This is a genomic window from Candidimonas nitroreducens (assembly GCF_002209565.1).
Classification (GTDB): domain Bacteria; phylum Pseudomonadota; class Gammaproteobacteria; order Burkholderiales; family Burkholderiaceae_B; genus Candidimonas; species Candidimonas nitroreducens.
Genome location: NZ_NJIH01000002.1, coordinates 187,831 through 211,472 on the forward strand (window position 1 = coordinate 187,831; position 23,642 = coordinate 211,472).

Annotated in this window: 24 protein-coding genes; 7 read left to right on the top strand and 17 right to left on the bottom strand. The window is 65.9% G+C overall.

Features of this window, described 5'->3' with window-relative positions; all coding sequences use genetic code 11:
* Positions 1-13: 13 nt before the first annotated feature.
* Positions 14-334, bottom strand: coding sequence for a hypothetical protein (locus CEY11_RS25505; RefSeq protein ID WP_198958826.1), 321 nt, complete (start codon positions 332-334; stop codon positions 14-16).
* Between CEY11_RS25505 and CEY11_RS02330 the strand changes: the two genes are divergently transcribed.
* A complete protein-coding gene (locus CEY11_RS02330; RefSeq protein ID WP_088601752.1) occupies positions 263-1,153 on the top strand; it encodes a 23S rRNA (adenine(2030)-N(6))-methyltransferase RlmJ in 891 nt (296 codons plus the stop codon). The two genes, CEY11_RS25505 and CEY11_RS02330, sit on opposite strands and share 72 nt — an antisense overlap.
* A gap of 134 nt (positions 1,154-1,287) precedes the next feature.
* Here CEY11_RS02330 and CEY11_RS02335 read toward each other — a convergent pair whose 3' ends face one another.
* On the bottom strand, positions 1,288-2,022 hold the full coding sequence (locus tag CEY11_RS02335) for a pseudouridine synthase (protein ID WP_088601753.1): 735 nt from the start codon (positions 2,020-2,022) through the stop codon (positions 1,288-1,290).
* A 36-nt stretch (positions 2,023-2,058) separates the two neighbouring features.
* Here CEY11_RS02335 and CEY11_RS02340 point away from each other — a divergent pair, with 36 nt between their 5' ends.
* Both CEY11_RS02340 and CEY11_RS02345 read left to right on the top strand, forming a co-directional pair.
* Complete coding sequence (locus CEY11_RS02340; protein ID WP_088602013.1) at positions 2,059-2,682, top strand: chorismate--pyruvate lyase family protein; 624 nt, start codon at positions 2,059-2,061, stop codon at positions 2,680-2,682.
* 58 nt (positions 2,683-2,740) lie between these two features.
* On the top strand, positions 2,741-3,970 hold the full coding sequence (locus CEY11_RS02345) for an MFS transporter (RefSeq protein ID WP_088601754.1): 1,230 nt from the start codon (positions 2,741-2,743) through the stop codon (positions 3,968-3,970).
* 55 nt (positions 3,971-4,025) lie between these two features.
* Here CEY11_RS02345 and CEY11_RS02350 read toward each other — a convergent pair whose 3' ends face one another.
* The 6 genes from CEY11_RS02350 to CEY11_RS02375 form a co-directional block, all read right to left on the bottom strand.
* Positions 4,026-4,760: an amino acid ABC transporter ATP-binding protein gene (locus CEY11_RS02350; RefSeq protein WP_088602014.1), complete on the bottom strand. Its 735-nt coding sequence runs from the start codon at positions 4,758-4,760 to the stop codon at positions 4,026-4,028.
* A gap of 16 nt (positions 4,761-4,776) precedes the next feature.
* Positions 4,777-5,463, bottom strand: coding sequence for an amino acid ABC transporter permease (locus CEY11_RS02355; RefSeq protein ID WP_088601755.1), 687 nt, complete (start codon positions 5,461-5,463; stop codon positions 4,777-4,779).
* A 9-nt stretch (positions 5,464-5,472) separates the two neighbouring features.
* Positions 5,473-6,213: an amino acid ABC transporter permease gene (locus CEY11_RS02360; protein WP_088601756.1), complete on the bottom strand. Its 741-nt coding sequence runs from the start codon at positions 6,211-6,213 to the stop codon at positions 5,473-5,475.
* A gap of 111 nt (positions 6,214-6,324) precedes the next feature.
* A complete protein-coding gene (locus CEY11_RS02365) occupies positions 6,325-7,221 on the bottom strand; it encodes an amino acid ABC transporter substrate-binding protein (protein WP_088601757.1) in 897 nt (298 codons plus the stop codon).
* A 456-nt stretch (positions 7,222-7,677) separates the two neighbouring features.
* Positions 7,678-8,016, bottom strand: coding sequence for a P-II family nitrogen regulator (locus CEY11_RS02370; protein ID WP_088601758.1), 339 nt, complete (start codon positions 8,014-8,016; stop codon positions 7,678-7,680).
* A 108-nt stretch (positions 8,017-8,124) separates the two neighbouring features.
* A complete protein-coding gene (locus CEY11_RS02375) occupies positions 8,125-9,744 on the bottom strand; it encodes an NAD+ synthase (RefSeq protein WP_088601759.1) in 1,620 nt (539 codons plus the stop codon).
* Between the two features lie 208 nt (positions 9,745-9,952).
* Between CEY11_RS02375 and argH the strand changes: the two genes are divergently transcribed.
* Complete coding sequence (gene argH / locus CEY11_RS02380; RefSeq protein WP_088601760.1) at positions 9,953-11,377, top strand: argininosuccinate lyase; 1,425 nt, start codon at positions 9,953-9,955, stop codon at positions 11,375-11,377.
* A gap of 204 nt (positions 11,378-11,581) precedes the next feature.
* Here argH and rlmD read toward each other — a convergent pair whose 3' ends face one another.
* The 6 genes from rlmD to surE all read right to left on the bottom strand — a co-directional run bounded on the left by rlmD (position 11,582) and on the right by surE (position 17,061).
* The gene (gene rlmD / locus CEY11_RS02385) at positions 11,582-12,889 is read right to left on the bottom strand and encodes a 23S rRNA (uracil(1939)-C(5))-methyltransferase RlmD (RefSeq protein WP_088601761.1); all 1,308 of its coding nucleotides are present in this window, start codon (positions 12,887-12,889) and stop codon (positions 11,582-11,584) included.
* 110 nt (positions 12,890-12,999) lie between these two features.
* Positions 13,000-13,665, bottom strand: coding sequence for a Spy/CpxP family protein refolding chaperone (locus CEY11_RS02390; protein WP_088601762.1), 666 nt, complete (start codon positions 13,663-13,665; stop codon positions 13,000-13,002).
* Between the two features lie 206 nt (positions 13,666-13,871).
* A complete protein-coding gene (locus CEY11_RS02395) occupies positions 13,872-14,654 on the bottom strand; it encodes a 3'-5' exonuclease (protein WP_088601763.1) in 783 nt (260 codons plus the stop codon).
* Complete coding sequence (locus CEY11_RS02400) at positions 14,651-15,439, bottom strand: peptidoglycan DD-metalloendopeptidase family protein (protein ID WP_088601764.1); 789 nt, start codon at positions 15,437-15,439, stop codon at positions 14,651-14,653. The genes CEY11_RS02395 and CEY11_RS02400 overlap by 4 nt, the downstream gene beginning before the upstream one ends.
* A 75-nt stretch (positions 15,440-15,514) precedes the next feature.
* Positions 15,515-16,318: a protein-L-isoaspartate(D-aspartate) O-methyltransferase gene (locus CEY11_RS02405; protein WP_088601765.1), complete on the bottom strand. Its 804-nt coding sequence runs from the start codon at positions 16,316-16,318 to the stop codon at positions 15,515-15,517.
* Positions 16,303-17,061, bottom strand: coding sequence for a 5'/3'-nucleotidase SurE (surE, locus tag CEY11_RS02410; protein WP_088601766.1), 759 nt, complete (start codon positions 17,059-17,061; stop codon positions 16,303-16,305). Before surE ends, CEY11_RS02405 begins: the two co-directional genes overlap by 16 nt.
* A 270-nt stretch (positions 17,062-17,331) precedes the next feature.
* Here surE and plsY point away from each other — a divergent pair, with 270 nt between their 5' ends.
* Positions 17,332-17,970 (top strand): glycerol-3-phosphate 1-O-acyltransferase PlsY, encoded by a 639-nt coding sequence (gene plsY / locus CEY11_RS02415; protein WP_088601767.1) that lies wholly within the window; start codon positions 17,332-17,334, stop codon positions 17,968-17,970.
* Positions 17,971-18,009: 39 nt separating this feature from the next.
* On the opposite strand, the gene tsaD is transcribed toward plsY, so the two are convergent.
* Complete coding sequence (gene tsaD, locus CEY11_RS02420) at positions 18,010-19,056, bottom strand: tRNA (adenosine(37)-N6)-threonylcarbamoyltransferase complex transferase subunit TsaD (protein WP_088601768.1); 1,047 nt, start codon at positions 19,054-19,056, stop codon at positions 18,010-18,012.
* Between the two features lie 255 nt (positions 19,057-19,311).
* Here tsaD and CEY11_RS02425 point away from each other — a divergent pair, with 255 nt between their 5' ends.
* Positions 19,312-20,604, top strand: coding sequence for an NCS2 family permease (locus tag CEY11_RS02425; protein WP_088601769.1), 1,293 nt, complete (start codon positions 19,312-19,314; stop codon positions 20,602-20,604).
* Between the two features lie 220 nt (positions 20,605-20,824).
* Positions 20,825-21,199, top strand: a complete 375-nt coding sequence (gene trxA, locus CEY11_RS02430) for a thioredoxin (RefSeq protein WP_088601770.1) — start codon at positions 20,825-20,827, stop codon at positions 21,197-21,199.
* A gap of 106 nt (positions 21,200-21,305) precedes the next feature.
* Here the strand turns inward: trxA and CEY11_RS02435 are convergent, their stop codons facing one another.
* Positions 21,306-21,902 carry an IMPACT family protein gene (locus CEY11_RS02435; protein ID WP_088601771.1) on the bottom strand — a complete coding sequence of 199 codons (597 nt, stop codon included), beginning with the start codon at positions 21,900-21,902 and terminating at the stop codon, positions 21,306-21,308.
* Positions 21,903-22,029: 127 nt separating this feature from the next.
* The gene (locus CEY11_RS02440) at positions 22,030-23,631 is read right to left on the bottom strand and encodes an ABC-F family ATPase (protein ID WP_088601772.1); all 1,602 of its coding nucleotides are present in this window, start codon (positions 23,629-23,631) and stop codon (positions 22,030-22,032) included.
* Positions 23,632-23,642: the final 11 nt, after the last annotated feature.

A 23,642-nucleotide genomic window follows, 5' to 3' on the forward strand; every position in this document is an offset into this window, starting at 1 on the left:
CTCGCCCCCCGGATCAGCCGGGGAGTGACGATTTATACCAAAAATACAGCGCCGGCGCGCAACGCCGGGCGCTGTATCTAAAATTTTCCTGAAGTTTACCATCCGTCCCCGCGCCGCCTGCCTGTATGCTATCGCTTTGCGCGTCCGCGCAGCGCAGCCCGCGCACGGACGTATTCCGCGCCCGGATCGAAGACGCACCGCCCTGCCCGCCATTGCGGCTGGCAGCGGCGCCGCGCCCGCCGGGCCGCTGCCGGAGCCCTTTTTGTTCAGCTATCGACACGCCTTTCACGCAGGCAATCACGCCGACGTGCTCAAGCACGCCGTCTTCGTCCATATCCTGCGCCACTTGAATCTCAAGCCCGCACCCTACTGGGTCGTGGACACTCACGCCGGCGCCGGAGTGTACGACCTGGCCAGCGACTGGGCGGTGAAGAACGGCGAATTCGCCGACGGCCTGGATCGCCTGCTCGACGGCGAGCCCGTGCCGCCCCTGATCGAAGACTATCTGGACGAAGTGCAGCGCTGCAATGCCGACGGCATCGCCAATTTCTACCCCGGCTCGCCGTGGCTGGCCCTGCACAGCCTGCGCGAGCGCGATCGCCTGCGGCTGTTCGAGCAGCATCCCTCGGAGGCGGACGTGCTCAGGCGCAACCTGCGCAGCCAGGGCCGCCCGGCGCAGCGCCAGGTCACGGTCTACGAGGCCGACGGGTTCGAGGGCCTGAAGGCCTTGCTGCCGCCGCCGACGCGGCGCGGCGTGGTGCTGATCGACCCCTCGTACGAAGACAAGACTGATTACCGCCGCACCCTGAACGCGCTGCGCGAGGGCCTGAAGCGCTTTGCCACGGGCTGTTATGCGGTCTGGTATCCGCTGGTGCCGCGCCGCGAGCCGCAGGAGCTGGCTCGCTCGCTGGAACACCTGGGCTGCGGCGACTGGCTGCATGCCACGCTCACGGTGCGCAAGCCGGCGGCCGACGGCCATGGCCTGCACGGCAGCGGCATGTTCGTGGTCAATCCGCCCTGGACGCTGCATGCGCAGCTGCAGCAGGCCCTGCCATGGCTGCGCGACAAGCTGGCGCTGGACGAACGCGCCGCCTGGACGCTGACCGGCAGCCAGGACGCCGCGGCGCAGGCCGGCATGACCGGCCGGCGTTAGCGCCCCGCCTGCGGTGAATCGCGGCGGCGCCATTCCATTTCTGAACCGACGCGGAACGCGAAAGCGAAGCGCAGGCAGCGCGACCCGTACGGCAAGCGAAGCTGCCTCAGTGCACGATTGATCCAGCAAGGGAATCAGGCGAAGCGTTCACCTTTCCTGAGATAGCGCCACTGCCCCTGCGGCAGGTCGCCCAGCGCCACTTTGCCCATCCGCACCCGCTTCAAGCCGACCACCTTCAAGCCCACCAGCTCGCACATGCGGCGGATCTGCCGCTTCTTGCCCTCATGCAGCACGAAGCGCAACTGGTCGCGATTGAGCCATTCCACCTGCGCCCGGCGCAGGGGCTTGCCGTCGAGCTCGAGACCGTGATTGAGCAGCGCCAGCCCGTCGGACGCGATGCGGCCCTGCACCCGCACCAGGTACTCTTTGTCGACCTCGGAATCGTCGCCGATCAACTGGCGCGCCACACGGCCGTCCTGGGTCAGCACCAGCAGGCCCTGGGAATCGATGTCGAGGCGGCCGGCCGGCGCCAGCCCGCGCAGATGCGACGGGTCGAAGCGCAGCGGCGCGCGGTCGCCGCGGTAGCGGCTGGCAGCCTGGATCAGCGACACTGCCGGCCGATAGCCTTTTTCCGCCTGGGCCGAGACATAGCCCACGGGCTTGTTCAGCAAAATGGTGACGCGCGCGGTCTGGCGCTGCAGGGCCGGGCGTTCGAGGGTGATCTGCTGGTCGGGGTAGGCCTTGCTGCCCAGCTCCGCAACCACCACGCCGTCGACCCGCACCCAGCCCCGTTCTATATAGCTGTCGGCCTCGCGCCGCGAACACAGGCCGCGCTCGGCCATCAGCTTCGAGATTCTGGTCTTTTCCATGAGCGCGATTGTAAGAGTTTGGCGATAATGGCGTTCATGAGCACTCCATCCGACCGCCGTGCGGGCTGGCTCGCCGGCACGGCCCCGGCGCTCGGCCGCGAGCACCAGTACTGGCTGACTCGCCCCGGCGCCCTCACCGCCGGCCTGCAGCGCCTCGGACGCGTGCGGCTACGCGTGCTGCGCGAGCGAGCCGAAGGCCTGTGCCGCAATGAAGCCTGGATGCTCGGCCTGGCGCCGCGTTCTCCGATCTGGGCGCGCGAAATCGTCATGAGCATAAACGGCGTGGACAGCGTACTGGCGCGCAGCGTGACGCCGCTGGCGGCCTCGCACGCGTGGTGGCAAGGCATGCGGCGCCTGCGCAGCCGGCCCTTGGCCGACATGCTGTATGCCGATCCCCGCATCAGCCGCTCGCCTTTCTATACCCGTCGCCTCGACCGCTGGCAGCCCCTGTACCGGGCGCTGCGCGCCGGGCTGCCCGAGGCCGCATGCGCAGCGCCGGCGCTGCTGGCGCGCTGCTCGGTGTTCCGGCGCGGCGGACAGCCCCTATCGGTCGCAGAATGCTTCCTGCCCGGTTTCTGGCGCCTGGCCGCGGCATACCAACCAGCCGGAGCAAACGAGCGCCGCCACGGCCCGCCATTCCCCGCAACGCACCAGGCATGAATCCCAGGCAAGACTGGCGCGCAGCTCATCGAGCTCCCTTACCCTTTCCCTACCAGACATGACCTCACCCGACAATGTCGCCTTCGCCGCCGCGCCCGCCCCCGCCTCGCGGCGCAACGCCATCACGCTGTCGTGCCTGCAGGCCCTGGGCGGCGCCAGCCCGGCCATCGTCATCGCCTTGGGCGGCCTGGCCGGGCAGCAGCTTGCCAGCCGTCCGGAACTGGCCACGGTGCCGATCACCGCCTACAGCCTGGGGCTGGCCTTCGGCACTATCCCGGCGGCCCTGGTCATGCGGCGGCTGGGCCGGCGCTACGGCTATGTCATCGGCGCGCTGCTGGGCATGGCCGCCGGGCTGATCTCGGCCGGCGGCATCTACCTGCAGGCCTTTGCACTGCTGTGCCTGGGCACCCTGTTCGCCGGGCTGTACTCGGCTTACGTCCAGAGCTACCGCTTCGCCGCGGCCGACGCCGCCGCGCCGCAATTCCGCACCCGCGCCATTGCCTGGGTGATGGTAGGCGGGCTGTTCGGCGCCATCATCGCCGCACAGACCATCATCCACACGCGCAACATTTGGCCCGCCGTGCCCTACGCTGCCGCATTCATCGCCCAGGCCTGTATCGCGCTACTGGCCCTGCCGCTGGTGCTGAGCCTGCGCATCGCGCCTCCCGCCGCGGCACAGCAGGCCCGCGGCGGCCGCAAGCTGGCGGAAATCGCGCGCACGCCGCGCTTCATCGTCGCAGTGCTTGCCGGCGTGATTTCCTACGCCCTTATGAACTTCCTCATGACGGCTACGCCGCTGGCCATGGTGGGCTGCGGCCACACGGTCAGCGACGCGACCCTGGGCATCCAGTGGCACATTCTGGCCATGTACGGGCCAAGTTTCTTCACCGGCCGGCTGATCGAGCGCTACGGTAAGATCGCCATCACCATCACCGGCGTGGCGCTGATAGGCGTGGCCTGCAGCGTGGCCTTGTCGGGGCTGGACATCGCGCACTTCTGGGGCACGCTGATCATATTGGGCCTGGGCTGGAATTTCGGCTTCATCGGCGCGACGTCCATGGTCACCGATTGCTATCGGCCCGAGGAAAAGAGCCGGGTGCAGGCGCTGAACGATTTCCTGGTGTTCGGCAGCGTGGCCATCGCCTCTTTTTCGTCCGGGCAGGTCATGGCGCGCGGCGGCTGGCAGACCGTGAACCTGATCGTCTACCCGTTCGTGGCCGTCGTGCTGCTGGCGCTGGCCTGGCTGTGGCTGCGCGAGCGACGCGGCGGCAGCGGCCTGCCGGCCTGAGCCAGGCCTGGGGAACAAGCCCCCCGACGCGCCGGCGCCACCCGGCGATACGGCTTCAGTGCGACAGGATCTTGGACAGGAACAGCTTGGCGCGGTCGGAGCGCGCCTCGGTGTTGCCGAAGAATTCTTCTTTGCTGCAGTCTTCGACAATGGCACCAGCATCCATGAAGATGACCCGGTCGGCCACCTTGCGCGCGAAACCCATTTCGTGGGTGACCACCATCATGGTCATGCCTTCCTTGGCCAGGTCGACCATGACGTCGAGCACTTCGTTGACCATTTCCGGATCCAGCGCCGAGGTCGGTTCGTCGAACAGCATGGCCACGGGATCCATGGCGAGCGCGCGGGCGATGGCCACGCGCTGCTGCTGGCCCCCCGAGAGCTGGCCGGGAAATTTCTCGGCGTGCGCCGAGAGGCCGACGCGCTCGAGCAGCTTGCGGCCGCGCTCGAGGGCGTCGGATTCTTTGCGGCCCAGCACCTTGATCTGCGCCAGCGACAGATTGCGCATGACCGACAGGTGCGGGAACAGCTCGAAATGCTGGAACACCATGCCGATGCGCGAGCGCAGCTTGGGCAGATTGGTGCCCGGAGCGCCGACCGATACGCCGTCTATCCAGATTTCCCCCTTCTGGAAGGGCTCGAGCGCATTGGCGGTCTTGATGAGCGTGGACTTGCCGGAGCCCGACGGGCCGCACACCACCACCACCTCGCCCTTAGACACCGAGGTGCTGCAATCCGTCAGCACCTGGAAGGAGCCGTACCATTTACTGACGTTCTTGAATTCGATCATGGGCATCCTGCTTTCCTCAACGTATGATCGTCATGCGGCGCTCCAGCGCCCTGACACTGAGCGATGCCACGTACGACATCACGAAATAAACCACGGCCGCGAAGATGAACATCTCGACCAGGCGGCCGTCGCGCTGGCCGACGTTGTTGGCCGCACCCAGGAAGTCGGTAAGCGACAGCACATAGACCAGCGAAGTGTCCTGGAACAGCACGATCATCTGCGTGAGCAGCACCGGCGTCATGTTGCGGAAGGCCTGCGGCAGCACCACATGGCCCATGACCTGCCAGTAGTTCAGGCCCAGGGCGTAGCCGGCGCCTATCTGGCCGATCGACACCGACTGGATGCCGGCGCGCATGATTTCGCAGAAATAAGCGGCCTCGAACAAGGTGAAGGTGATGAGCGCCGAGGTGAAGCCGCCCACCGCCACCGGCCCGCCGGCATCGGTGATCCAGCCGACGAAGTACGGCACCAGGAAATAGAACCAGAAGATGATCAGGATGAAGGGCAGCGAACGCAGGAAATTGACATAGCCCGCGGCCACCGTGGACAGCAGCCAGTTGGACGACAGCCGCATCATGGCCAGCAAGGTGCCCAGAGCCACGGCCAGGATAGTGGCCAGCACCGTCAGCTTGATGGTGAACACCATGCCTGTGCCTATGGTGTAGGGCAGCGTGCGCAGGACGATTTCGAAATTGAAATGCATGCTGTTCCCCTAGCGCTCGGCGCCGGCGAAGCCCGGCACGCTGAACCATTTCTCGATGGCCCGCATCAGGGTCACGACGACGGTATTGATGATGAAATACAGCAAGGTCGCCGCGGCGAAGGGTTCGAAGACCTGGAAGGAGAATTCCTGCATGGAGCGCGCCGCGCCGGTGATTTCCAGCAAGCCCACGGTGAAGGCCACCGAGGTGTTCTTGATGAGGTTGAGCGCTTCCGAGGTGAGCGGCGGCATGATGATGCGCGCGGTGATGGGCAGCAGTACGTAGCGGTACACCTGCGCGCGCCCCAGCCCCAGCGCCGTGGCGGCCATGGTCTGGCCGCGCGGGATCGAGCCTATGCCGGCGCGGATCTGCTCGGCCACGCGTATGGAAGTGAACAGGCCCAGGCAGATCACCGCCGTCCAGTAAGTGCTGATGGTGGGGTCGGCCGATTTGATCCAGTCGCCCATCGCCTTGGGCACGACCTCGGGAACGACGAAGTACCACAGGAACAGCTGCACCAGCAGCGGAATATTGCGGAAGAATTCGACATAGGCCGTGCCCAGTTTTCTGAGCCAGGCGATGTGCCCGGTGCGCAGCACGCCGATGATTACGCCCATGATCAGGGCGATGACCCACGCCACGGCGGAAACCGATAGCGTCCAGCCTACCCCGCGCACCATGGTGTGCAGGTAGGTGCCCGAGCCGTCGGGCGACATGTCCCAGAAGATGGACCAGTTCCAGTGGTAATTCATGCATCCGTCCTGAGAGGCGCCCTGCCTGCGCAACTTTGGCGGGCGAGCACCCGGGATTGGAATACGACACAGCCCCTGTGAGGGGCTGCACCGTACGTTGCGGGAAGACTGTTACTTATAGACGGCGGGGTCGGGCGAGTCGGTCGGATGGGCGATGACCTTCTTGACCTCGGGCGTCATGGCCCAGTTCAGGTTGACGTTCTTGGGCGGCACCGGCTTGGTGAACCACTTGGCATAAAGCGTGTCGATCGTGCCGTCCTTCATCATGGCCTTGACGGCGTTGTCCACCGCGGTCTTGAATTCAGGATCGTTCTTGGGCTCGATCATGCCGTAGGGCTCGATGGTGTAGCCGTCTTTGCTGATCATCCATTCGCTGGGCTGGTGCGAGGTGGCAACCAGGCCGGCCAGCAGGATGTCGTCCATGAAGAAGGCCGCCGCACGGCCGCTTTGCACCGTCAGGAAGGCCTCGGGGTGGTCTTTGGCGGTGATGATGCGCATGCCCAGCTTCTGGTCGGAGTTGGCCTGTACCAGCCAGCGCAAGTTGCTGGTGCCGGACACCGAAACCACCGTCTTGCCCTTGAAGTCGGACAGCTTGTTGACGTGCGAGGACTTGAGCGCGGTGAAGCGCGTGGCCGTGACGAAGGTGGTGGGAGCGAAGCTGACCTGCTTCTGGCGGTCGGCGTTGTTGGTGGCCGAGCCGCAGGAGATGTCGACCGTGCCGTTGGCCACCAGCGGAATGCGGGTGGACGAGGTGACGGGAACCAGCTTGATGGTAAGCGGCCGTTTCAGGTCTTTGGACAGCGCGTCGACGATGCCATGGCAGATGTCCATGGAATAGCCGATGGGCTTCTGGTGATCGTCCAGGTACGAAAAGGGAATGGATGCATCGCGATAGCCGAGGGTTACGACGCCGGTCGACTTGATTTTGTCCATGCGACTGGCCGCCTGGGCGGAGGCCATTCCGACAAAGCCGACTGCGGCAGCCAGTACTAGGGGCATCAACTTCATGAGATTTCTCCTTTTGGGGCGCTGAAAAGCATACATGCGGAGCGCCGGCCGCGTAATGGCCGATACCGGCCACGTATACACATTGTCTCCTGTTAAGCCGGCCGCGCAAAAGGGGAATTTACGCGGCTCGCCTGGTAATTCTAACTGTAACAGCACAGGAATTTTCTGCAACATCCACAATATGCACGATAACCCTGTCGTTTTCCTTAGTGAAATACCCTAATTGTCGATGGCGCCAATTTGCAATTCCCCCCTCTACCCGTAGGCGTGCACGGGCCGGGACGCCGGCCTCGGCCGGTGGCGGGATTGTCTTTGTGGGGCGCAAAAAAGTACGCCCCGTAAAAACGGGGCGCGGGGTGGCGGGCTGCGCGGGCGTCCAGGCGTCCTGAGCGAGCCTCGGACGCGTGCCGGCGCGCCGCCCCAATGGGGTGGCGCGGCCCGCAAAGGACACGGGCCTTACAGCGCGTCGGTGCCGCTTTCGCCGGTGCGGATGCGGATGGCCTGCTCGACCGGCATGACGAAGATCTTGCCGTCGCCGATCTTGCCGGTGTAGGCGGCCTTGACGATGGCGTCGATGGCGGCGTCGACCATCTCGTCGGGCAGCACGACCTCGACGCGGATCTTGGGCAGGAAGTCCACCACATATTCCGCGCCGCGATACAGCTCGGTGTGGCCCTTTTGCCGGCCGAAACCCTTGACCTCGGTGACGGTCAGCCCGCTGACCCCCATCTCGGCCAGAGCTTCACGCACTTCATCCAGCTTGAAAGGTTTGATGATCGCGGCTATCAGCTTCATTGCTTGCTCCATATTAGCCCTATTAGATGAGTGGCCCGCCCTGCGGCCCGGCGCCGGCCCGCGCCCCGCCCTGCGGCGTCGAGGCCCGCACATGCCGGGCCGAGCGATTCATTCGCGAAAACCATTGGTGATCGGGTAGCGCCAGTCGCGCCCGAAGGCGCGCGAAGTGATCTTGGGCCCGATGGCCCCCTGGCGGCGCTTGTATTCGCTGATGCGGATCAGGCGCACGACCTGGGCCACCGTGTCGGCGGCGAAGCCGGCCTTTTCTATGTCGGCGACGGCCTGATTGTCCTCCACATAGCGCTCGATGATGGCATCGAGCACATCGTACGGAGGCAGGCTGTCCTGATCCTTTTGGTCGGGCCGCAATTCGGCCGAGGGCGGGCGCTCGATGATGCGCCGGGGTATCACCTCGGCGGCGCGATTGCGCCAGCGCGCCAGCTCGTACACCAGAGTCTTGGGCACGTCCTTGATGACGGCGTAGCCGCCGGCCATGTCGCCATACAGGGTGCAGTAGCCGGTGGCCAGCTCCGACTTGTTGCCGGTGGTAAGCACCAGCGCCCCTGTTTTGTTGGACAGCGCCATCAGCAGGTTGCCGCGTATGCGCGCCTGGATGTTTTCTTCGGTCGTGTCGGCCGCCAGGCCGCAGAACTGTGGCGCCAGCGCCTGTTCGTAGGCCTGCGCCAGCGCGCCGATAGCGATCTCGTCGTAGTGCACGCCCAGGCCCTCGGCCATCTGGCGCGCATCGATCAGGGAGATGTCGGCGGTGTAGCGCGAGGGCATCATGACGGCGCGCACCTTGTCGGCCCCCAGGGCCTCGACGGCCAGCGCCAGCACCAGCGCCGAGTCTATTCCCCCGGACAGGCCCAGCAAGGCCTTGGAAAAACCGCTCTTGCCCAGATAGTCGCGCACCGCCAGCACCAGCGCTTTCCAGACCTGCTCGAGCGGCTGCGGCCATTCGGCCGGCGCAGCGGACGCGGCCACCGGGCGGCCGGCGGCATCCAGCTCCAGCACGGCGTGCGCCGGCTCGAACAGCGGCAGGCGCGCGGCCAGGGCGCCGTCCGGGCCGAGCACGAAAGAGCCGCCGTCGAACACCAGCTCGTCCTGGCCGCCGATCTTGTTCAGGTAGGCCAGCGTCATGCCGGCCGTATTGGGCGCGATGCGTTCGATGCGTTCGTGGTGCTTGCGGGTGCTGTAGGGCGAGGCGTTGGGCACCAGCAGAACCTGAGCGCCTTGCTGCCTGGCCAGCTGAGGCGCCGCGGCAAACCAGGCATCCTCGCAGATGTTCAGGCCGAACCTGACGCCCTTGACCTCGAACACCACCGGATCGCCGCCCGGGCGGAAGTAGCGCTTTTCGTCGAACACCCCGTAGTCGGGCAGCTCGCGCTTGAAATAAGTATGCAGGATGCGCCCCGCCGCGAGCACCGAAGCCGCGTTGTAGAGCAGCCTGCCCTGCCGGCAGGCATGGCCCACCACCACGTGCAGCCCGGCGAATTGCGCCAGCTCGGCACAGAGCCGCTGCAGCTCGCGGTCTTGCTGATCGACGAAGGCGGGCCGCAGCAGCAGGTCTTCGGCCGGGTAGCCGATCATCACCAGCTCGGGCGTGAGCAGCACGTCCACGCCCTGGCCATGCGCCCAGCGGGCAGCAGCGAGGATCTGCTCCGCATTGGCCTTCACATTGCCCACCGTGGTGTTGATCTGGGCTAGCCCCAGCTTGACCGCCGTCATTTCGCTTGACCTTGTCGTGCAGGAAAATCAAGGATGGAATTATCGCACGCCGCACCCGCCTGCCCACCGGCCCGGTTCCGGGGCCAAGGCACGCGCACCCCGAAACCCAAAAGGGTGCCGCATTGACGGGCCGGCGCCGGGCCCTGGCTGCGCCTGCCTCGCAGCGCCGGACGCTGCTTGCAGGGCGCTCCTTTATAATTTCGCCACTATGTCAAATCAAGCCCCCACCCCGCAGCAGGATCAGTTCGCCAACAAGGCCCAAGCCTGGTCCGCCCGGTTTTCCGAGCCGGTTTCCGATCTCGTCAAACGCTATACCGCCTCGGTAGGCTTCGACCAGCGCCTGGCGCACCAGGACATCCAGGGTTCGCTGGCCCACGCCGAGATGCTGGCCGCCGTCGGAGTCATCAGCAATGACGACTACGCCGCCATCCAGAAAGGCATGGCCAGCATCCAGGAAGAGATCGACGCCGGACGCTTCCAATGGTCGATCGACCTGGAAGACGTGCACCTGAACATCGAGAAGCGGCTGGTCGAATTGATCGGCGACGCCGGCAAGCGGCTGCATACCGGGCGTTCGCGCAACGACCAGGTCGCCACCGACATCCGCCTCTGGGTGCGCGCCGAGATCGATCACGCGCTCGAACTGCTGGGCCGGGTACGCCACGCCCTGGCCGGCCTGGCGCTGGAACATGCCGCCACCATCCTGCCGGGCTTCACGCATCTGCAGGTGGCCCAGCCTGTCACCTTCGGGCACCACCTGCTGGCCTATGCCGAAATGTTCGGCCGCGATGCCGAGCGGCTGGCCGACTGCCGCAAGCGCGTCAACCGCCTGCCGCTGGGCGCGGCCGCCCTGGCCGGCACCACCTTTCCCATAGACCGCGAACGCGTCGCCACCACCCTGGGCTTCGACGGGGTCTGCCGCAACTCGCTGGATGCGGTTTCCGATCGCGATTTCGCCATCGAATTCTGTGCCGCCGCCGCGCTGGTCATGATGCACATCTCGCGCTTGTCCGAAGAACTGGTGCTGTGGATGAGCCCGCGCGTGGGCTTCATCGACCTGGCCGACCGTTTCTGCACGGGCAGCTCGATCATGCCGCAAAAGAAGAACCCCGACGTGCCCGAGCTGGCGCGCGGCAAGACCGGCCGCGTCTATGGCAACCTGACGGCGCTGCTGACGCTCATGAAGGGCCAGCCGCTGGCCTACAACAAAGACAACCAGGAAGACAAGGAAGGCCTGTTCGACTCGGCCGATACGGTGCGCGACACCCTGACCATATTCGCCGACCTGATCGGTGGCATCAGGGTGCGCCCCGAGGCCATGCGCCAGGCGGCGTTGCAGGGCTACGCCACCGCCACCGACTTGGCCGACTATCTGGTCAGGAAGGGGGTGCCGTTCCGCGACGCCCACGAAACCGTGGCTCGCGCCGTGCGGGCCTGCGAGGAAAAGCGCTGCGACCTGGCCGACCTGGCGCTGGAGGAACTGCAGGGCTTCCACGGCGCCATCGAGCAGGACGTCTACGGTTTCCTCACCCTGGAAGGCTCGGTGGCGGCGCGCGACCACATAGGCGGCACCGCGCCCGCACGGGTGCGGGCCGAGGCCGAGCGCATACTGGCTCAGACTGCCGCCGCATAGGCGCCTGGCCGCGCACCGCCCCGGGCCCCGGAACCTTTTCCGGGGTTTTTTCCAGGTTTTTTTCGGGGCCTTTTCCGAGGCCCTTTTTCCGGGGCCCTTTTCTGGGCCGCACTTCGAGCCGTACCTCGAACCGCACTTGCAGGCAGCGAGCCCGCCCCGCCCGCGCCGGATTCAGGAACCGCGACCGGACTTATTCTTGCGGTCTTATTCGAAAACGGCGATCGACTCCACGTGGCCGGTGTGCGGAAACATATTGACCACTCCGGCGCTTTGCAGCGTATAGCCACCCTTGTGAACCAAAATGGCGGCATCGCGCGCCAGCGTGGCGGGGTTACAGGACACATACACGATGCGCCGCGGCCGCTCCTGCGGCTGCAGATCGGCCAAGGCCTGGGCCACCGCCTCGGCGCCCTCGCGCGGCGGATCGATCAGCATGCGGTCGAAATGCCCCTGGCCGCGCAGCCATGCGGCATCCACCTCGAACAGATTGCAGGTGGCGAATTCCGTGCGATCCGCCAGGCCGTGCTCGCGCGCCGCGGCGCGCGCCCTTTCGGTCAGGCTGGAGCTGCCTTCCACACCCACCACCGCCCGGGCCCGCGTGGCCAGGGGCAGCGTGAAATTGCCCAGCCCGCAGAACAGATCCAGCACACGATCCGCGGCCTGCACCTCCAGCAAACCCAAAGCGCGCGAAACCAGCACGCGGTTGACGGCGTCGTTGACCTGGGTGAAGTCGGCCGGCTGGTAGCCCATGCGCAAACCGAATTCCGGCAGCAGATAAGCCAGCCTGTGGAGGTCGGCGGCCTCCAGCGGATGGATGGTTTCGCGCCCCTTGGGCTGCAGCCACCAGCAAACGCCGTACTGGCGGGCGAATTCGCGCAGCTTTTCCAGATCGGTACTGGTCAGGGGCTCCAGATGGCGCAGCAGCAAGGCGGTGGCGTCGGCACCCACGGACACGTCGATCTGCGGAATACGATTCGGCGTGGACAGCGAGCCGATCAGCCGGCGCAGCGGCACCAGCATGTCGGACACATGGCGCGGCAGCACGTGGCATTCGGTCATGTCGGCCACGTAGCTGCTGTGGCGCTCGTGGAAGCCGACCAGGATGCCGCCCTTTTTCTCGACCAGCCGCACCGACAGCCGCGCCCGGTGGCGGTAGCCCCAGGTGGGCCCGTGCAGGGGCGGCAGGATGCGCGCCGGCCTGAGCTTGCCGATATGCCAGAAGGTGTCTTCCAGCACGCGCTGCTTGATGGCCACTTGGGCGGCGGGCTCGACGTGCTGCATGGCGCAGCCGCCGCAGACACCGAAATGCGGGCACCTTGGGGTCACCCGCAGCGGCGAGGACTTGAGCAGCCGTTCAATGCGCGCGGTTTCATAGGAAGGCTTGCGCTTGACGACAGCCACCTGAACCCGCTCGAAGGGCAGCGCGCCTTCCACAAAAACCACTTTACCGTCGCGGCGCGCGATACCGCGCGCCTCCAGATCCACCGACTCGATCGCGAGTGCTTCCGACATTTCCTGCGTTCCAAAACTTTCGAGCCTGGATTTTACAGGCCCCGGCCCCGGCGGGCCATGCTCGCCGGGGCCGGGGATGCTACGCTGGACGCAGGATCAGGAAGCCGGCATCAGGAAGCCGGTGGGGCCGGCGTTTGCGTAGCGGGCTCAGCCGCTGGGGCCGGCGGTGCCTTGGGCGCCTGGTTCCCGTGCCAGCCATGATGCGAAGCGTGCTCGAACTGCGGATGGCGATGCGCCTTGCGGCCATCGGCGCGGCCCTTCAGATAGGCAGCCACCTGCTTCTGCTGGGTGCCATCGAGCGAATCCCAGACCGCCAGCCATTTCTTGGTCACCTCCTGGCGCTCGGCCAGACTTTTTTGCATAGCCTCGTCCGCCTGCTGCGCGGCGGCGTGCGGATCGAGCTTGCCCGCCTTCATGCCATCGACATATTCTTTGCGCTGTTTTTTCATGAGCGCGAAGCGTTCTTTCATTGCCGACTTCTGCGCTGCCTGGGCATCGGTCACCAGCTTGCTTTGCGCATCGCTAAGCTTGAGCGATTTCAGCAGATCCCGCCCCACCGGGCCGTAGCCAGGCACCCACAAGGCGGCGGAAGGCCCGTGGTGGCGCATATGGCCGTGGTCGCCATGGTGGCCAGGGGCGCGGTGATGCTGGGCGGACATGGCCGGGCCTTGCGCCGGCGCCTCGGCCGCGGGAGCCGCCATGGCAGCCCCTTGCATGGCGAAGGCGGCCGCAACTGCGGCGATGGCGGCCTGCATGGGAGTCTTGAGATATTGCATGATGGTAGTCCCTGTGTTGAGGAGCTTCCATTGTGCGTTGGGGCAGGTTTCGGATCTGTTTCAGGCTGGGGCCAGCGGTTTCAAGCGGTTTCACTGCCTGGCGTTTTTCTTGCGGCCCCGCCGTCGGCGCGACGAGCCGGCGCGGCGCGCTGCGCCGCTATGCAGCCGCTACGCGAAACGGCGGGCGGCGCCCGCCGAACCCGGCGTCAAGCCGGGTCGTCCCAGGCCGCCATGTATTCCCGCCAGTGCGGCTTGTCGCTGGCCTGCAGCGTTTCGCGCACCAGTTTGATCTCTTTTTCGTAGGCTGTAGCGTCGAGCTCGCCCTTGAGGAAGCGGAAACGGCAATACACCAGCCAGGTATTGACCACGTCGGTTTCGCAATAGGCGCGCACTTCATCGGCGCGGCCTTCCGACCAGGCGCGCCACACCTGGCTGCCGTCCATGCCCAGCTTGCCGGGGAAGCCGCAAAGCTTGGCCAGTTCGTCCAGCGGCGCATTGGCGCGGCCGTTGTACTTGGCCAGCAGATCCATTAGATCGACATGGCGATTGTGATAGCGGCTGATGTAGTTGTTGTATTTGAAATCGCGGTCGTCTTCGCCGGTGTCCCAGTAGCGCGGCGCCTGCACGCCGTGGATCAGGCTGCGGTAGTGCAGCACCGGCAGGTCGAAGCCCGAGCCGTTCCAGCTGACGAGCCTGGGGGTGTAGCGTTCTATGGTCTTGAAAAAGCCGGCGATCAGCGTGGCCTCGGGGTCGTGGGCCTCACCCAGCGTCTTGACCCGGAAGCCGCTGTCGTCGCGGAACACGCAGCCCACCACCGCGACCCGCTGCAAGTGCAGCGGCAGGAAATCGTTGCCATGGGTTTCGCGGCGCTGTGCCAGCGCCGCTTCGATGACTTCGGCATCGCTCGTCTCGGGATCGTGGTGATTCAGGCGGCGCAGGCCGGCCGCATCGGGTATGGTTTCCAGATCGAAGACGAGGGTCGGGATCATCGCGGCGGCAGGTACGAGAGCGGATTGACGGGCGTGCCCTTGCGGCGGATTTCGAAGTGCAGGCGCGGCGAAGTGGTGTCGGTCTGGCCTATGGTGGCGATCTTGGCGCCGCGATGCACCTGCTGGCCGCTCTTGACCAGCAGCGTCTGGTTGTGCGCATACGCCGTGATGAAGCCGTTGCTGTGGCCCAGCAGTATCAGGTTGCCCAGGCCGCGCACGCCATTGCCGGCATACATGACCTTGCCGTCGGCCGCGGCATAGACGGGTTCGCCCGGCGCGCCCGAGATGTCTATGCCCTTGGTGTTGGCATTGAAGCCCTGGATGATGCGCCCCGAAGCGGGCCAGCCCCAGGTGATCAGGCCGGCATCGCTGGCCTTGGGCGGTGTCGGGGTTTCGGCCGAGGCCGTCGGAGTCACCGGCACGGGCGTGGCCACCGGTGCGCTGGAGGGCTCTGCCGCCGAGCCGCTGAGCCGGATGGTCTGCCCGACCCGCAGCTGCGAGGGGTCGCTGAGGTGGTTCAGGCGCACCAGCGTGGCCACGTCGGTATTGTTGGCCTGGGCGATCTTGTAGAGCGTATCGCCGGGCCGCACCACGTAAGTGCCGCTGCTGGAAGCCGCGGCCTCGCCGGGCCCGGTCAGGTCGCTGACCGGCGCATGGGTGCTACGGGACGCGCAGCCGGCCAGAATGGTCGATGCCAGGACGGCTGCGATCAGCAGGCAGCGCGAACCGCCTTTGCGATGTTCGACTGCCGGCGCGGCGTAAGGCTGGGACATCCCTGCATACATATGGCTCTCCTGATTGCTACGATCTGCTGCTACTGCTTCTGTTGCTGAATTGTGATTCATGGCTTGCACCGGCCGCTACGCCTGTATTCCCGCCCGCAGCGGCACGAAGCGTACCGCCTCGAGCTCTTCGCGCTGCCAGCTGGCCGGCCCGGTTCGCTCTACCAGCACCAGGCGCTGCGCCGCCGCCCCTTCGGGGGCGATCAGCCGGGCTCCGACGGCCAGCTGTTCGAGCAGGGCTTGCGGAATTTTAATGCCTGCCGCCGCAACGATGATGGCGTCGAAAGGCGCCACGCCAGGCAGGCCCAGTGTTCCGTCGCCGTACGACAGCCGCACCCGGGAAATCAGACGCAAGGCCCGCAGGTTCTGGCGCGCCAGCTCGTACAGCCCGCGTACGCGTTCGATGCAATGCACTTCCTTGATGAACTGGGCCAGCACCGCCGCCTGGTAGCCGCAGCCCGCCCCGACCTCCAGCACTTTGAGCGGCGCACGGTTCTCGGTTACCGCGGAGATCATGCGCGCCACCACCCAGGGCTGCGAAATGGTCTGGCCATGCCCGATGGGCAAGGCGGCGTCTTCGTAGGCACGGCTGGCCAAGCCCTGATCGACGAAACCATGGCGCGGCACCTGCAGCATCGCGCCGAGCACACGCTCGTCGCGGATGCCCTGCTCGCGCAGGCGCTGAATCATCATGCCACGCGAACGTTCCGAATTCAAACCCAGGTTTGCAATCGTTGACACCGCCGCCGCCTGCGGCGCGCGCGGCGCGGCCGCGCCCGAGGGTGAAATACGGGTATTGCTGTTGGCCGCGGAGAAGCCGCGCCGGCTGGTGCCGCGCCCGTAGCCGCCCGGAAGGGGCGCCGAGGTCAGAGGCTTGCGCATAGCGTACCTGCCCAGTCGCGCATGTCGTCGAGGCTGCCGTAGTCGGTCAGATCCAGGCGCAGCGGCGTGATCGAAACGATATTGTCGGCCACGGCGCCGAAATCCGTGCCCTCGGCCGAATCGGACACATGGCCCACCGGCCCGATCCAGTACACCGGATCGCCGTAGGGAGTGCTGGTCTTGACCACGGGTTCCGACGGGTGGCGCTTGCCCAGGCGCGTGACGCGCATGCCTTGCAGCGCCTGCAGCGGCACGGCGGGGATGTTGACATTCAGCAGCACCTTGCGCGCAAACGGCCGCCGGGCCTGCTGCCCAATGAGCTGGCGCGCCACTGCCACGGCGGTGTCGAGGTGCTCCCAGCCTTTTTCGGTAAGGGACAGGGCGATGGACGGCACGCCGAACAGAAAACCTTCGGTGGCCGCGGCGACGGTGCCCGAATAAAGCGTGTCTTCGCCCATATTGGCGCCGTTGTTGATGCCGGACACCACCAGGTCGGGACGGAAGTCGAGCAGGCCCGTCATGGCAATGTGCACGCAGTCGGAGGGGGTGCCGTTGACGTAGTAATAACCATTGGGCGCCTGGCGTACCGAGAGGGGCCGGTTCAGCGTCAGGGAATTCGAGGCGCCGCTGCAATTGGTTTCGGGCGCCACCACGGTGAGCTGCCCAAGACCGTCCAGCGCCCCGACCAGGGCCTCAAGCCCCGGGGCGTTGTAGCCGTCGTCGTTGGACACCAGAATACGCATCGCCTTCCCATTGAAAACCCTAGAATCCCAGCGATTGTACCCGGTCGTTTTGGCGTTTTGTGGACAGGCCAAGGTAGAATCTCGCACACGTTCCGCCCCGGAGTCTAAAATGAAACGACCCCCACGCTCACTACGTTCGCTGTCCACCTCGCGGCCTGCATGCCGCTCGGATTTGCCAGGCACGGCACAGTCCGCAGGGACTGTGCCGTGTCCGGGCTCATCCCCCATGGGGGCTTCAGCCTCCTTCGGGGCGGCCGTGCGGAGGCTGACATGCCACCCATAGGCATCTTCTTTTCGAGCTTGGCCCTGATCGTGCTTGCCTATCTGATCGGGTCGATATCCTTCGCCGTGCTGGTCAGCCGCTGCATGGGCCTGCAGGATCCGCGCAGCTTCGGCTCGCGCAACCCCGGCGCCACCAACGTGTTGCGCACCGGCAACAAAACGGCCGCGGCCCTGACGCTGCTGGGCGATGCCGCCAAGGGCTGGCTGGCAGTCTGGATCGCACTGCTGGCGGCACGCCACCTGCAGCTGCCGACGCTGGCCGTGGGCCTGTCGGCCATTGCCGCCTTTCTCGGGCACGTCTACCCGATATTCCTGCGCTTCAAGGGCGGCAAAGGGGTGGCCACCGCGCTGGGCGTGCTGCTGGCGCTGCAGCCCTGGCTGGCGCTGGCCACCGCCGCCACCTGGCTGATCGTCGCCTACGCCAGCCGCTATTCTTCCCTGGCCTCGATAGCCGCGGCCGTGTTCGCCCCGCTGTATTACCTGTTCGGCGGCAACGTCGCCTGGGACTTCGACACGGTGATCTGCCTGTGCATCGTGGTCATCAGCGTGCTGCTGATCTACCGGCACCACGCCAACATCGGCCGCCTGCTGGCGGGCAAGGAAAGCCGCATCGGCGGCAAGAAGTGAACGGGAAACAAAAACAAACGACGAACAGGCAGCGCAGGCTCAGGCGGCCCGCGCGCAAACGTCCTGCAGATCCCAGCGCGGATGCACCGTGAAGGCATGGCCGGTGCCGCTCAGGTCGGCCAGACCGGCCTGCACCCGCAGCGCGGCCGCAAAAGCAATCATGGCGCCGTTGTCGGTGCACAGTTCCAGCGGCGGGAAATACACTCGCCCGCCGCGTGCCTGCAGAGCCTGCTCGAGCCGGCGGCGCAGGTGGCGGTTGGCGCCCACGCCGCCGGCCACCACCAGGCGGTTCAGGCCGGTCTGTTTCAGCGCCGCCAGCGCCTTGCCGGCCAGCACATCCACGATGGCGGCTTCGGTGCCCGCCGCCAGGTCGGCCCGGGCCTGTTCGGACATGCCGCCCGGCTCGGCCTGCAGGCTCTTGCTGCGCGTCAACACCGCGGTCTTCAACCCGCTGAAGCTGAAATCCAGGTCGCCGCTGTGCAACATGGGGCGCGGCAGCTTGTAGCGCGCGGGGTCGCCCTGTTCGGCCAGGCGCGACAGGGCCGGGCCGCCCGGATAGCCCAGCCCCAGCAGCTTGGCGGTCTTGTCGAAGGCCTCGCCCGCGGCATCGTCCAGGGTCTCGCCCAGCAGCTCGTAGTCGCCCACGCCTCCCACGCGCATCAGCTGGGTATGGCCGCCCGACACCAGCAAGGCAATGAAGGGGAACTCGGGCCGCGGCTCGGACAGCAGCGGCGACAGCAGATGCCCTTCCAGGTGATGAATGGGAATGGCCGGCAGGCCGCGCGCCCAGGCAAAAGCCTGCGCCACGCTGGCCCCGACCAGCAGTGCCCCGGCCAGCCCGGGACCCGCCGTATAGGCCACCGCATCCAGATCCGCAAACGACAGCCCGGCCTTGCGCAGCACTTCCGCCGCCAGCGGCAGTACGCGCCGGATATGGTCGCGCGAGGCCAGCTCGGGCACCACCCCGCCGTACTCCTGGTGCATGGCGATCTGGCTGTGCAGCGCGTGGGCCAGCAGGCCCCGTTGCGTGGACACGGCCGCCACGCCGGTCTCATCGCAGGAACTTTCGAAACCGAGAATGATCATGGTGCGCAAGTTTACAACCGAACCCGCGTGGAGTTTCCAGCCCGAATAAACCCCTCCATACGAAACCAAACCGTCTTAGAATGGCGATCGGTCGTACCGGTTTGCGCCCAAAAGAATCAAAGAACCACGTATACGGGTATGCAAGCGTAGGGAAAGCAAGGAGCCCGGCCGCCCGCGACGAGTCCGCCACGGCCAGGCGCGGGCGCCGCTGCATTCCCCTGTTTGCATCGCATCAACCACTGTTTGGGGAAACACATGCTGCAAAGCTATTTCAAGCTCGACGCGCACGGGACTTCGGTACGCACCGAAATCCTTGCCGGCATCACAACGTTCCTGACCATGTCCTACATTATTTTCGTCAACCCGGAAATTCTGGGCGGCACCGGCATGGACAAGAGCGCGGTCTTCGTGGCCACCTGCCTGGCCGCCGCGCTGGGCACGCTGATTATGGCCTTCGTCGCCAACTGGCCGATAGGCATGGCGCCGGGCATGGGGCTGAACGCCTTCTTCGCCTTCACCGTGGTGGGCGCCATGGGCTACAGCTGGCAGCAGGCCCTGGGCGCAGTATTCATATCGGGCGCCATCTTCGTCATTCTTACCGTCACCGGCATACGAAAATGGCTGGTGGAGGGCATACCGCATTCGCTGCGATCGGCCATCGCCGCGGGCATAGGCCTGTTCCTGGCCATCATTGCGCTGGGCAGCGCCGGCATCGTGGTGGCCAATCCTGCCACCAAGGTGGGGCTGGGCAATCTGACCGCCGCACCCGCCCTGTTCGCCATCCTGGGCTTTTTCATCATCGCCGCGCTCGACACCCTGAAAGTGCGCGGCGCCATCCTCATCGGCATACTGGTCATCACCATATTGTCGATGCTGACCGGCTACAACCAGTTCCACGGCGTGTTCTCGGCCCCGCCCAGCCTGGCTCCGACCTTCCTGCAGCTGGACATCATGGGCGCCCTGCACACCGGCTTCGTGCACGTGATTCTGGTGTTCGTGCTGGTGGAAGTGTTCGACGCCACGGGCACCATGATAGGCGTGGCCAAGCGCGCCGGGCTGGTGCCGGAAGGCAAGCCCAACCGCCTGGGCCGCGCGCTGCTGTCGGACAGCGTCGCCATCGTGGCCGGCTCGTTCCTGGGCACCAGCAGTACCACCGCCTACATCGAAAGCGCCTCGGGCGTGCAGGCGGGCGGCCGTACCGGACTGACCGCACTCACCATAGGCATACTGTTCCTGCTGTCGCTGTTCCTGGCCCCGCTGGCCGGCTCGGTGCCGGCCTATGCCACCGCCCCCGCGCTACTGTACGTGGCCGGCCTGATGCTGCGCGAGCTGATAGACATCGAATGGAGCGACGTCACCGAAGCCGCGCCCGCGGCGCTGGCGGCCATCATCATGCCGTTCACCTACTCCATCGCCAACGGCCTGGCCTTCGGCTTCATCAGCTACGTGGTGCTCAAGGCAATCACAGGCAAGTTCAAGGACATCCACATGGCTACGCTGCTGGTCGCCGTGCTGTTCGTGATCAAGTATGGGTTCTTCCCAGGCTAGCTCTGTATCGGGGCCTGCGCCTGACCACGGCCGGGCCCCGGCGGGCGCGGCCGCAATGCGCCGCGCCGCACCCCTGTTGCAACCAGAAACAAGCAAATTCCCCATCTACGGGTAAACAATCAATCGAAAATAGTTGCTAAGGCTGTACACTCGGCTTTTCTTTTCTATTGGATGCCAATGCCCGGCGCACAGCCCGGCTCTTCATTGGCTCACCCCGCCCATGACCACCATCAATCTGGACAAACACACTTTCCAGGCCGCGATCGGCAGCAGCCAACCCCTGATCGTGGACTTCTGGGCACCATGGTGCGGGCCTTGCCGTAATTTCGCGCCGGTTTTCGAAGCGGCCGCCGAAAAGCATACCGACATCACCTTCGCCAAGGTCAATACCGAAGAGCAGCAGGAACTGGCAGCGGGCATGAACATACGTTCCATACCCACGCTCATGGTGTTCCGCGAACAGGTGCTGCTGTATTCCCAGCCCGGCGCCTTGTCCGGCAGCCAGCTCGAAGAACTGATCACGCAGGTCAAGGCCGTGGACATGCAGAAGGTGCATGCCGAACTGGCCGAACAGGAAAGCCAGCAGAACGCGTAAGCCGCCCCAGCCGCGCAACTCGACGGCCCGCCCTGATCGCCGCGGGCCGCGCGCCCCGCGTTTGCCGGCCAGACTTCTCGGGCCTCTGCCCTGTTCCTGGCGCCTCTTACTGCACCTCCAGCTCCTTCCATAAGCCTTGCCCGCGGGTCAGATCCGCATGCTGCGCCCGCAGCGTAGCCACGGCTGAGGCAGGTATCTCCAGCTTCCAGCGCACGCCTTGCGTGTCGAACTCCTCGGCTTCGATGCGGGCGCCGAATTGCGCCAGGCGTGGCCGCAGCGCCGCCATTTCCGCAAAAGGGCAATGGCATTCGATGTGCGCGAGCTGGATGATTTCCAGCCTGTCGGCCAGCCGCAGGCATTCGGCCGCCGTGCCTCCGTAGGCACGAACCAGACCGCCGGTGCCCAGCTTGATGCCGCCGAACCAGCGTGCCACCAGCACCGCTACACGGTCGCATTGCTGGGCATCGATGGCCTGCAGTATGGGACGGCCCGCAGTGCCGCCAGGCTCGCCATCGTCGCTGCTGCGATAGACGGGGCCCACCCGGTAGGCCCAGCAGTTGTGCGTGGCCGCGGCCTGCGCGCGCGCCTGGATGAACTGCAGGGCCTCGGCCGGTGTTTCGGCCGGCGCCGCGTACGCCCGGAAACGGCTTTTGCGGATTTCCTGTTCGTTGACCGCCTCCGCAGCCAGGGTATAGCGTTTCATCAGAGGCCCCGCCTCAGCGCCGCTTGCGGCAATCAGGCACCGCGGGAACGATAGAATGCCGCGCCAGCCACGCGCACAGTGCGGCCGGACACGGCACGGCTTTCATCTCTCGCGGGGCGTGGCCGGCTCAGGCGCCGGCTTCGCGGGAGCCCAGATAGTCTTCGTAGCCGCCCATGTAATCGACGATGCGCCCATCGGGCATGATCTCGATCACGCGCGTGGCGATGCCCGACACGAATTCGCGGTCGTGCGACACGAAGATCAGGGTGCCGGCATATTTTTCGAGCGCGAACTGCAGCGACTCTATCGATTCCATATCGAGGTGATTGGTGGGCTCGTCCAGCAGCATCACATTGTGCCGCCCCAGCATCAGGCGGCCGAAGCTCATGCGGTTCTTCTCGCCCCCGGACAGCACCCGCACCGCCTTGACGATGTCGTCGGCCGAGAACAGCAGCCGCCCCAGCACCGAGCGCAGCGCCTGGTCGTCGTCGCCCGGCTTGCGGTAGGCGCCCATCCAGTCGAACAGATTGTCGTCGGACTGAAACTGGTCGGAGACGTCTTGCGCCATGTAGCCGATGTCGGCGTTTTCCGACCACTTGACGCTGCCCGCGTCGGGCTGCAGGTCGCCGGCCAGCATGCGCAGCAAGGTGGTCTTGCCCACCCCGTTGGCGCCGACGATGGCAATCTTCTCGCCGGCCTCGATCATCGCCGAGAGCGGCCGTATCACCGGCCGGTCGTAGGACTTGGCCACGTCTTCCAGATTGACCGCCTGGCGGTGCATGACCTTGCTCTGTTCGAAGCGTATGTATGGGTTCTGCCGCGACGAGGGCTTGACCTCGATGGTGCCCGCCTTGATGCGGTCGATCTGCTTCAGGCGCGAGGTCGCCTGGCGCGACTTGGATTTGTTGGCAGCGAAGCGCCGCACGAAATCCTGCAGCTCGGCCACGCGTTCCTTGGCCTTGGCGTTGACCGCCGCGACACGCTCGCGCGCCTGGGTCGAGGCCAGCATGTAGTCGTCGTAATTGCCCGGGTAGATGCGCAGCTCGCCGTAATCGAGGTCAGCCATGTGGGTGCAGACCTGGTTCAGGAAATGGCGGTCGTGGCTGATGATGATCATGGTGCTCTGGTAGCCGTTGAGCACGTCCTCCAGCCAGCGGATGGTGTTGATGTCCAGATTGTTGGTGGGCTCGTCCAGCAGCAGCACGTCGGGGTTCGAGAACAGCGCCTGGGCCAGCAGCACGCGCAGCTTCCAGCCCGGGGCGATCTCGCTCATTTGCAGCTGGTGCTGCGCCACGCCTATTTCTAGCCCCAGCAGCAGCTCGCCGGCACGCGCCTCGGCCGTGTAGCCGCCGAACTCGGCGAACCTGGCTTCCAGGTCGGCGGCGTGCATATAGTCTTCCTCGGTGGCGTCGGGGTTGGCGTAGATGGCGTCGCGCTCGGTCATGGCCTGCCACATTTCCGCATGGCCCATCATCACCACGTCCAGCACCCGCAGGTCTTCGAAGGCGAACTGATCCTGGCGCAGCTTGCCCAGGCGCACGCCGGGTTCCAGCGCCACGTTGCCGCTGCTGGGCTCCAGGTCTCCGCCTATGATCTTCATGAAGGTGGTCTTGCCCGAACCGTTGGCGCCGATCAAGCCATAGCGGTTGCCCTCGCCGAACTTGGCGTTGACGTTCTCGAACAAAGGCTTGGGGCCGAACTGGATCGTAAGATTGGAGGTGGAAATCACTGAGAAATTCG

Bases quoted from the DNA above. Each gene is read 5' to 3' on its own strand.
- CEY11_RS02360 (WP_088601756.1), bottom strand. From the start codon at position 6,213: ATGAATTACCACTGGAACTGGTCCATCTTCTGGGACATGTCGCCCGAC.
- rlmD (WP_088601761.1), bottom strand. From the start codon at position 12,889: ATGTCGGAAGCACTCGCGATCGAGTCGGTGGATCTGGAGGCGCGCGGT.
- argH (WP_088601760.1), top strand. From the start codon at position 9,953: ATGTCAAATCAAGCCCCCACCCCGCAGCAGGATCAGTTCGCCAACAAG.
- CEY11_RS02395 (WP_088601763.1), bottom strand. From the start codon at position 14,654: ATGATCCCGACCCTCGTCTTCGATCTGGAAACCATACCCGATGCGGCC.
- CEY11_RS02335 (WP_088601753.1), bottom strand. From the start codon at position 2,022: ATGGAAAAGACCAGAATCTCGAAGCTGATGGCCGAGCGCGGCCTGTGT.
- tsaD (WP_088601768.1), bottom strand. From the start codon at position 19,056: ATGATCATTCTCGGTTTCGAAAGTTCCTGCGATGAGACCGGCGTGGCG.
- CEY11_RS25505 (WP_198958826.1), bottom strand. From the start codon at position 334: ATGGACGAAGACGGCGTGCTTGAGCACGTCGGCGTGATTGCCTGCGTG.
- CEY11_RS02390 (WP_088601762.1), bottom strand. From the start codon at position 13,665: ATGCAATATCTCAAGACTCCCATGCAGGCCGCCATCGCCGCAGTTGCG.
- CEY11_RS02340 (WP_088602013.1), top strand. From the start codon at position 2,059: ATGAGCACTCCATCCGACCGCCGTGCGGGCTGGCTCGCCGGCACGGCC.
- CEY11_RS02370 (WP_088601758.1), bottom strand. From the start codon at position 8,016: ATGAAGCTGATAGCCGCGATCATCAAACCTTTCAAGCTGGATGAAGTG.
- CEY11_RS02350 (WP_088602014.1), bottom strand. From the start codon at position 4,760: ATGATCGAATTCAAGAACGTCAGTAAATGGTACGGCTCCTTCCAGGTG.
- CEY11_RS02345 (WP_088601754.1), top strand. From the start codon at position 2,741: ATGACCTCACCCGACAATGTCGCCTTCGCCGCCGCGCCCGCCCCCGCC.
- plsY (WP_088601767.1), top strand. From the start codon at position 17,332: ATGCCACCCATAGGCATCTTCTTTTCGAGCTTGGCCCTGATCGTGCTT.
- surE (WP_088601766.1), bottom strand. From the start codon at position 17,061: ATGCGTATTCTGGTGTCCAACGACGACGGCTACAACGCCCCGGGGCTT.
- CEY11_RS02355 (WP_088601755.1), bottom strand. From the start codon at position 5,463: ATGCATTTCAATTTCGAAATCGTCCTGCGCACGCTGCCCTACACCATA.
- CEY11_RS02405 (WP_088601765.1), bottom strand. From the start codon at position 16,318: ATGCGCAAGCCTCTGACCTCGGCGCCCCTTCCGGGCGGCTACGGGCGC.
- CEY11_RS02425 (WP_088601769.1), top strand. From the start codon at position 19,312: ATGCTGCAAAGCTATTTCAAGCTCGACGCGCACGGGACTTCGGTACGC.
- CEY11_RS02375 (WP_088601759.1), bottom strand. From the start codon at position 9,744: ATGACGGCGGTCAAGCTGGGGCTAGCCCAGATCAACACCACGGTGGGC.
- CEY11_RS02400 (WP_088601764.1), bottom strand. From the start codon at position 15,439: ATGTATGCAGGGATGTCCCAGCCTTACGCCGCGCCGGCAGTCGAACAT.
- CEY11_RS02365 (WP_088601757.1), bottom strand. From the start codon at position 7,221: ATGAAGTTGATGCCCCTAGTACTGGCTGCCGCAGTCGGCTTTGTCGGA.
- CEY11_RS02435 (WP_088601771.1), bottom strand. From the start codon at position 21,902: ATGAAACGCTATACCCTGGCTGCGGAGGCGGTCAACGAACAGGAAATC.
- trxA (WP_088601770.1), top strand. From the start codon at position 20,825: ATGACCACCATCAATCTGGACAAACACACTTTCCAGGCCGCGATCGGC.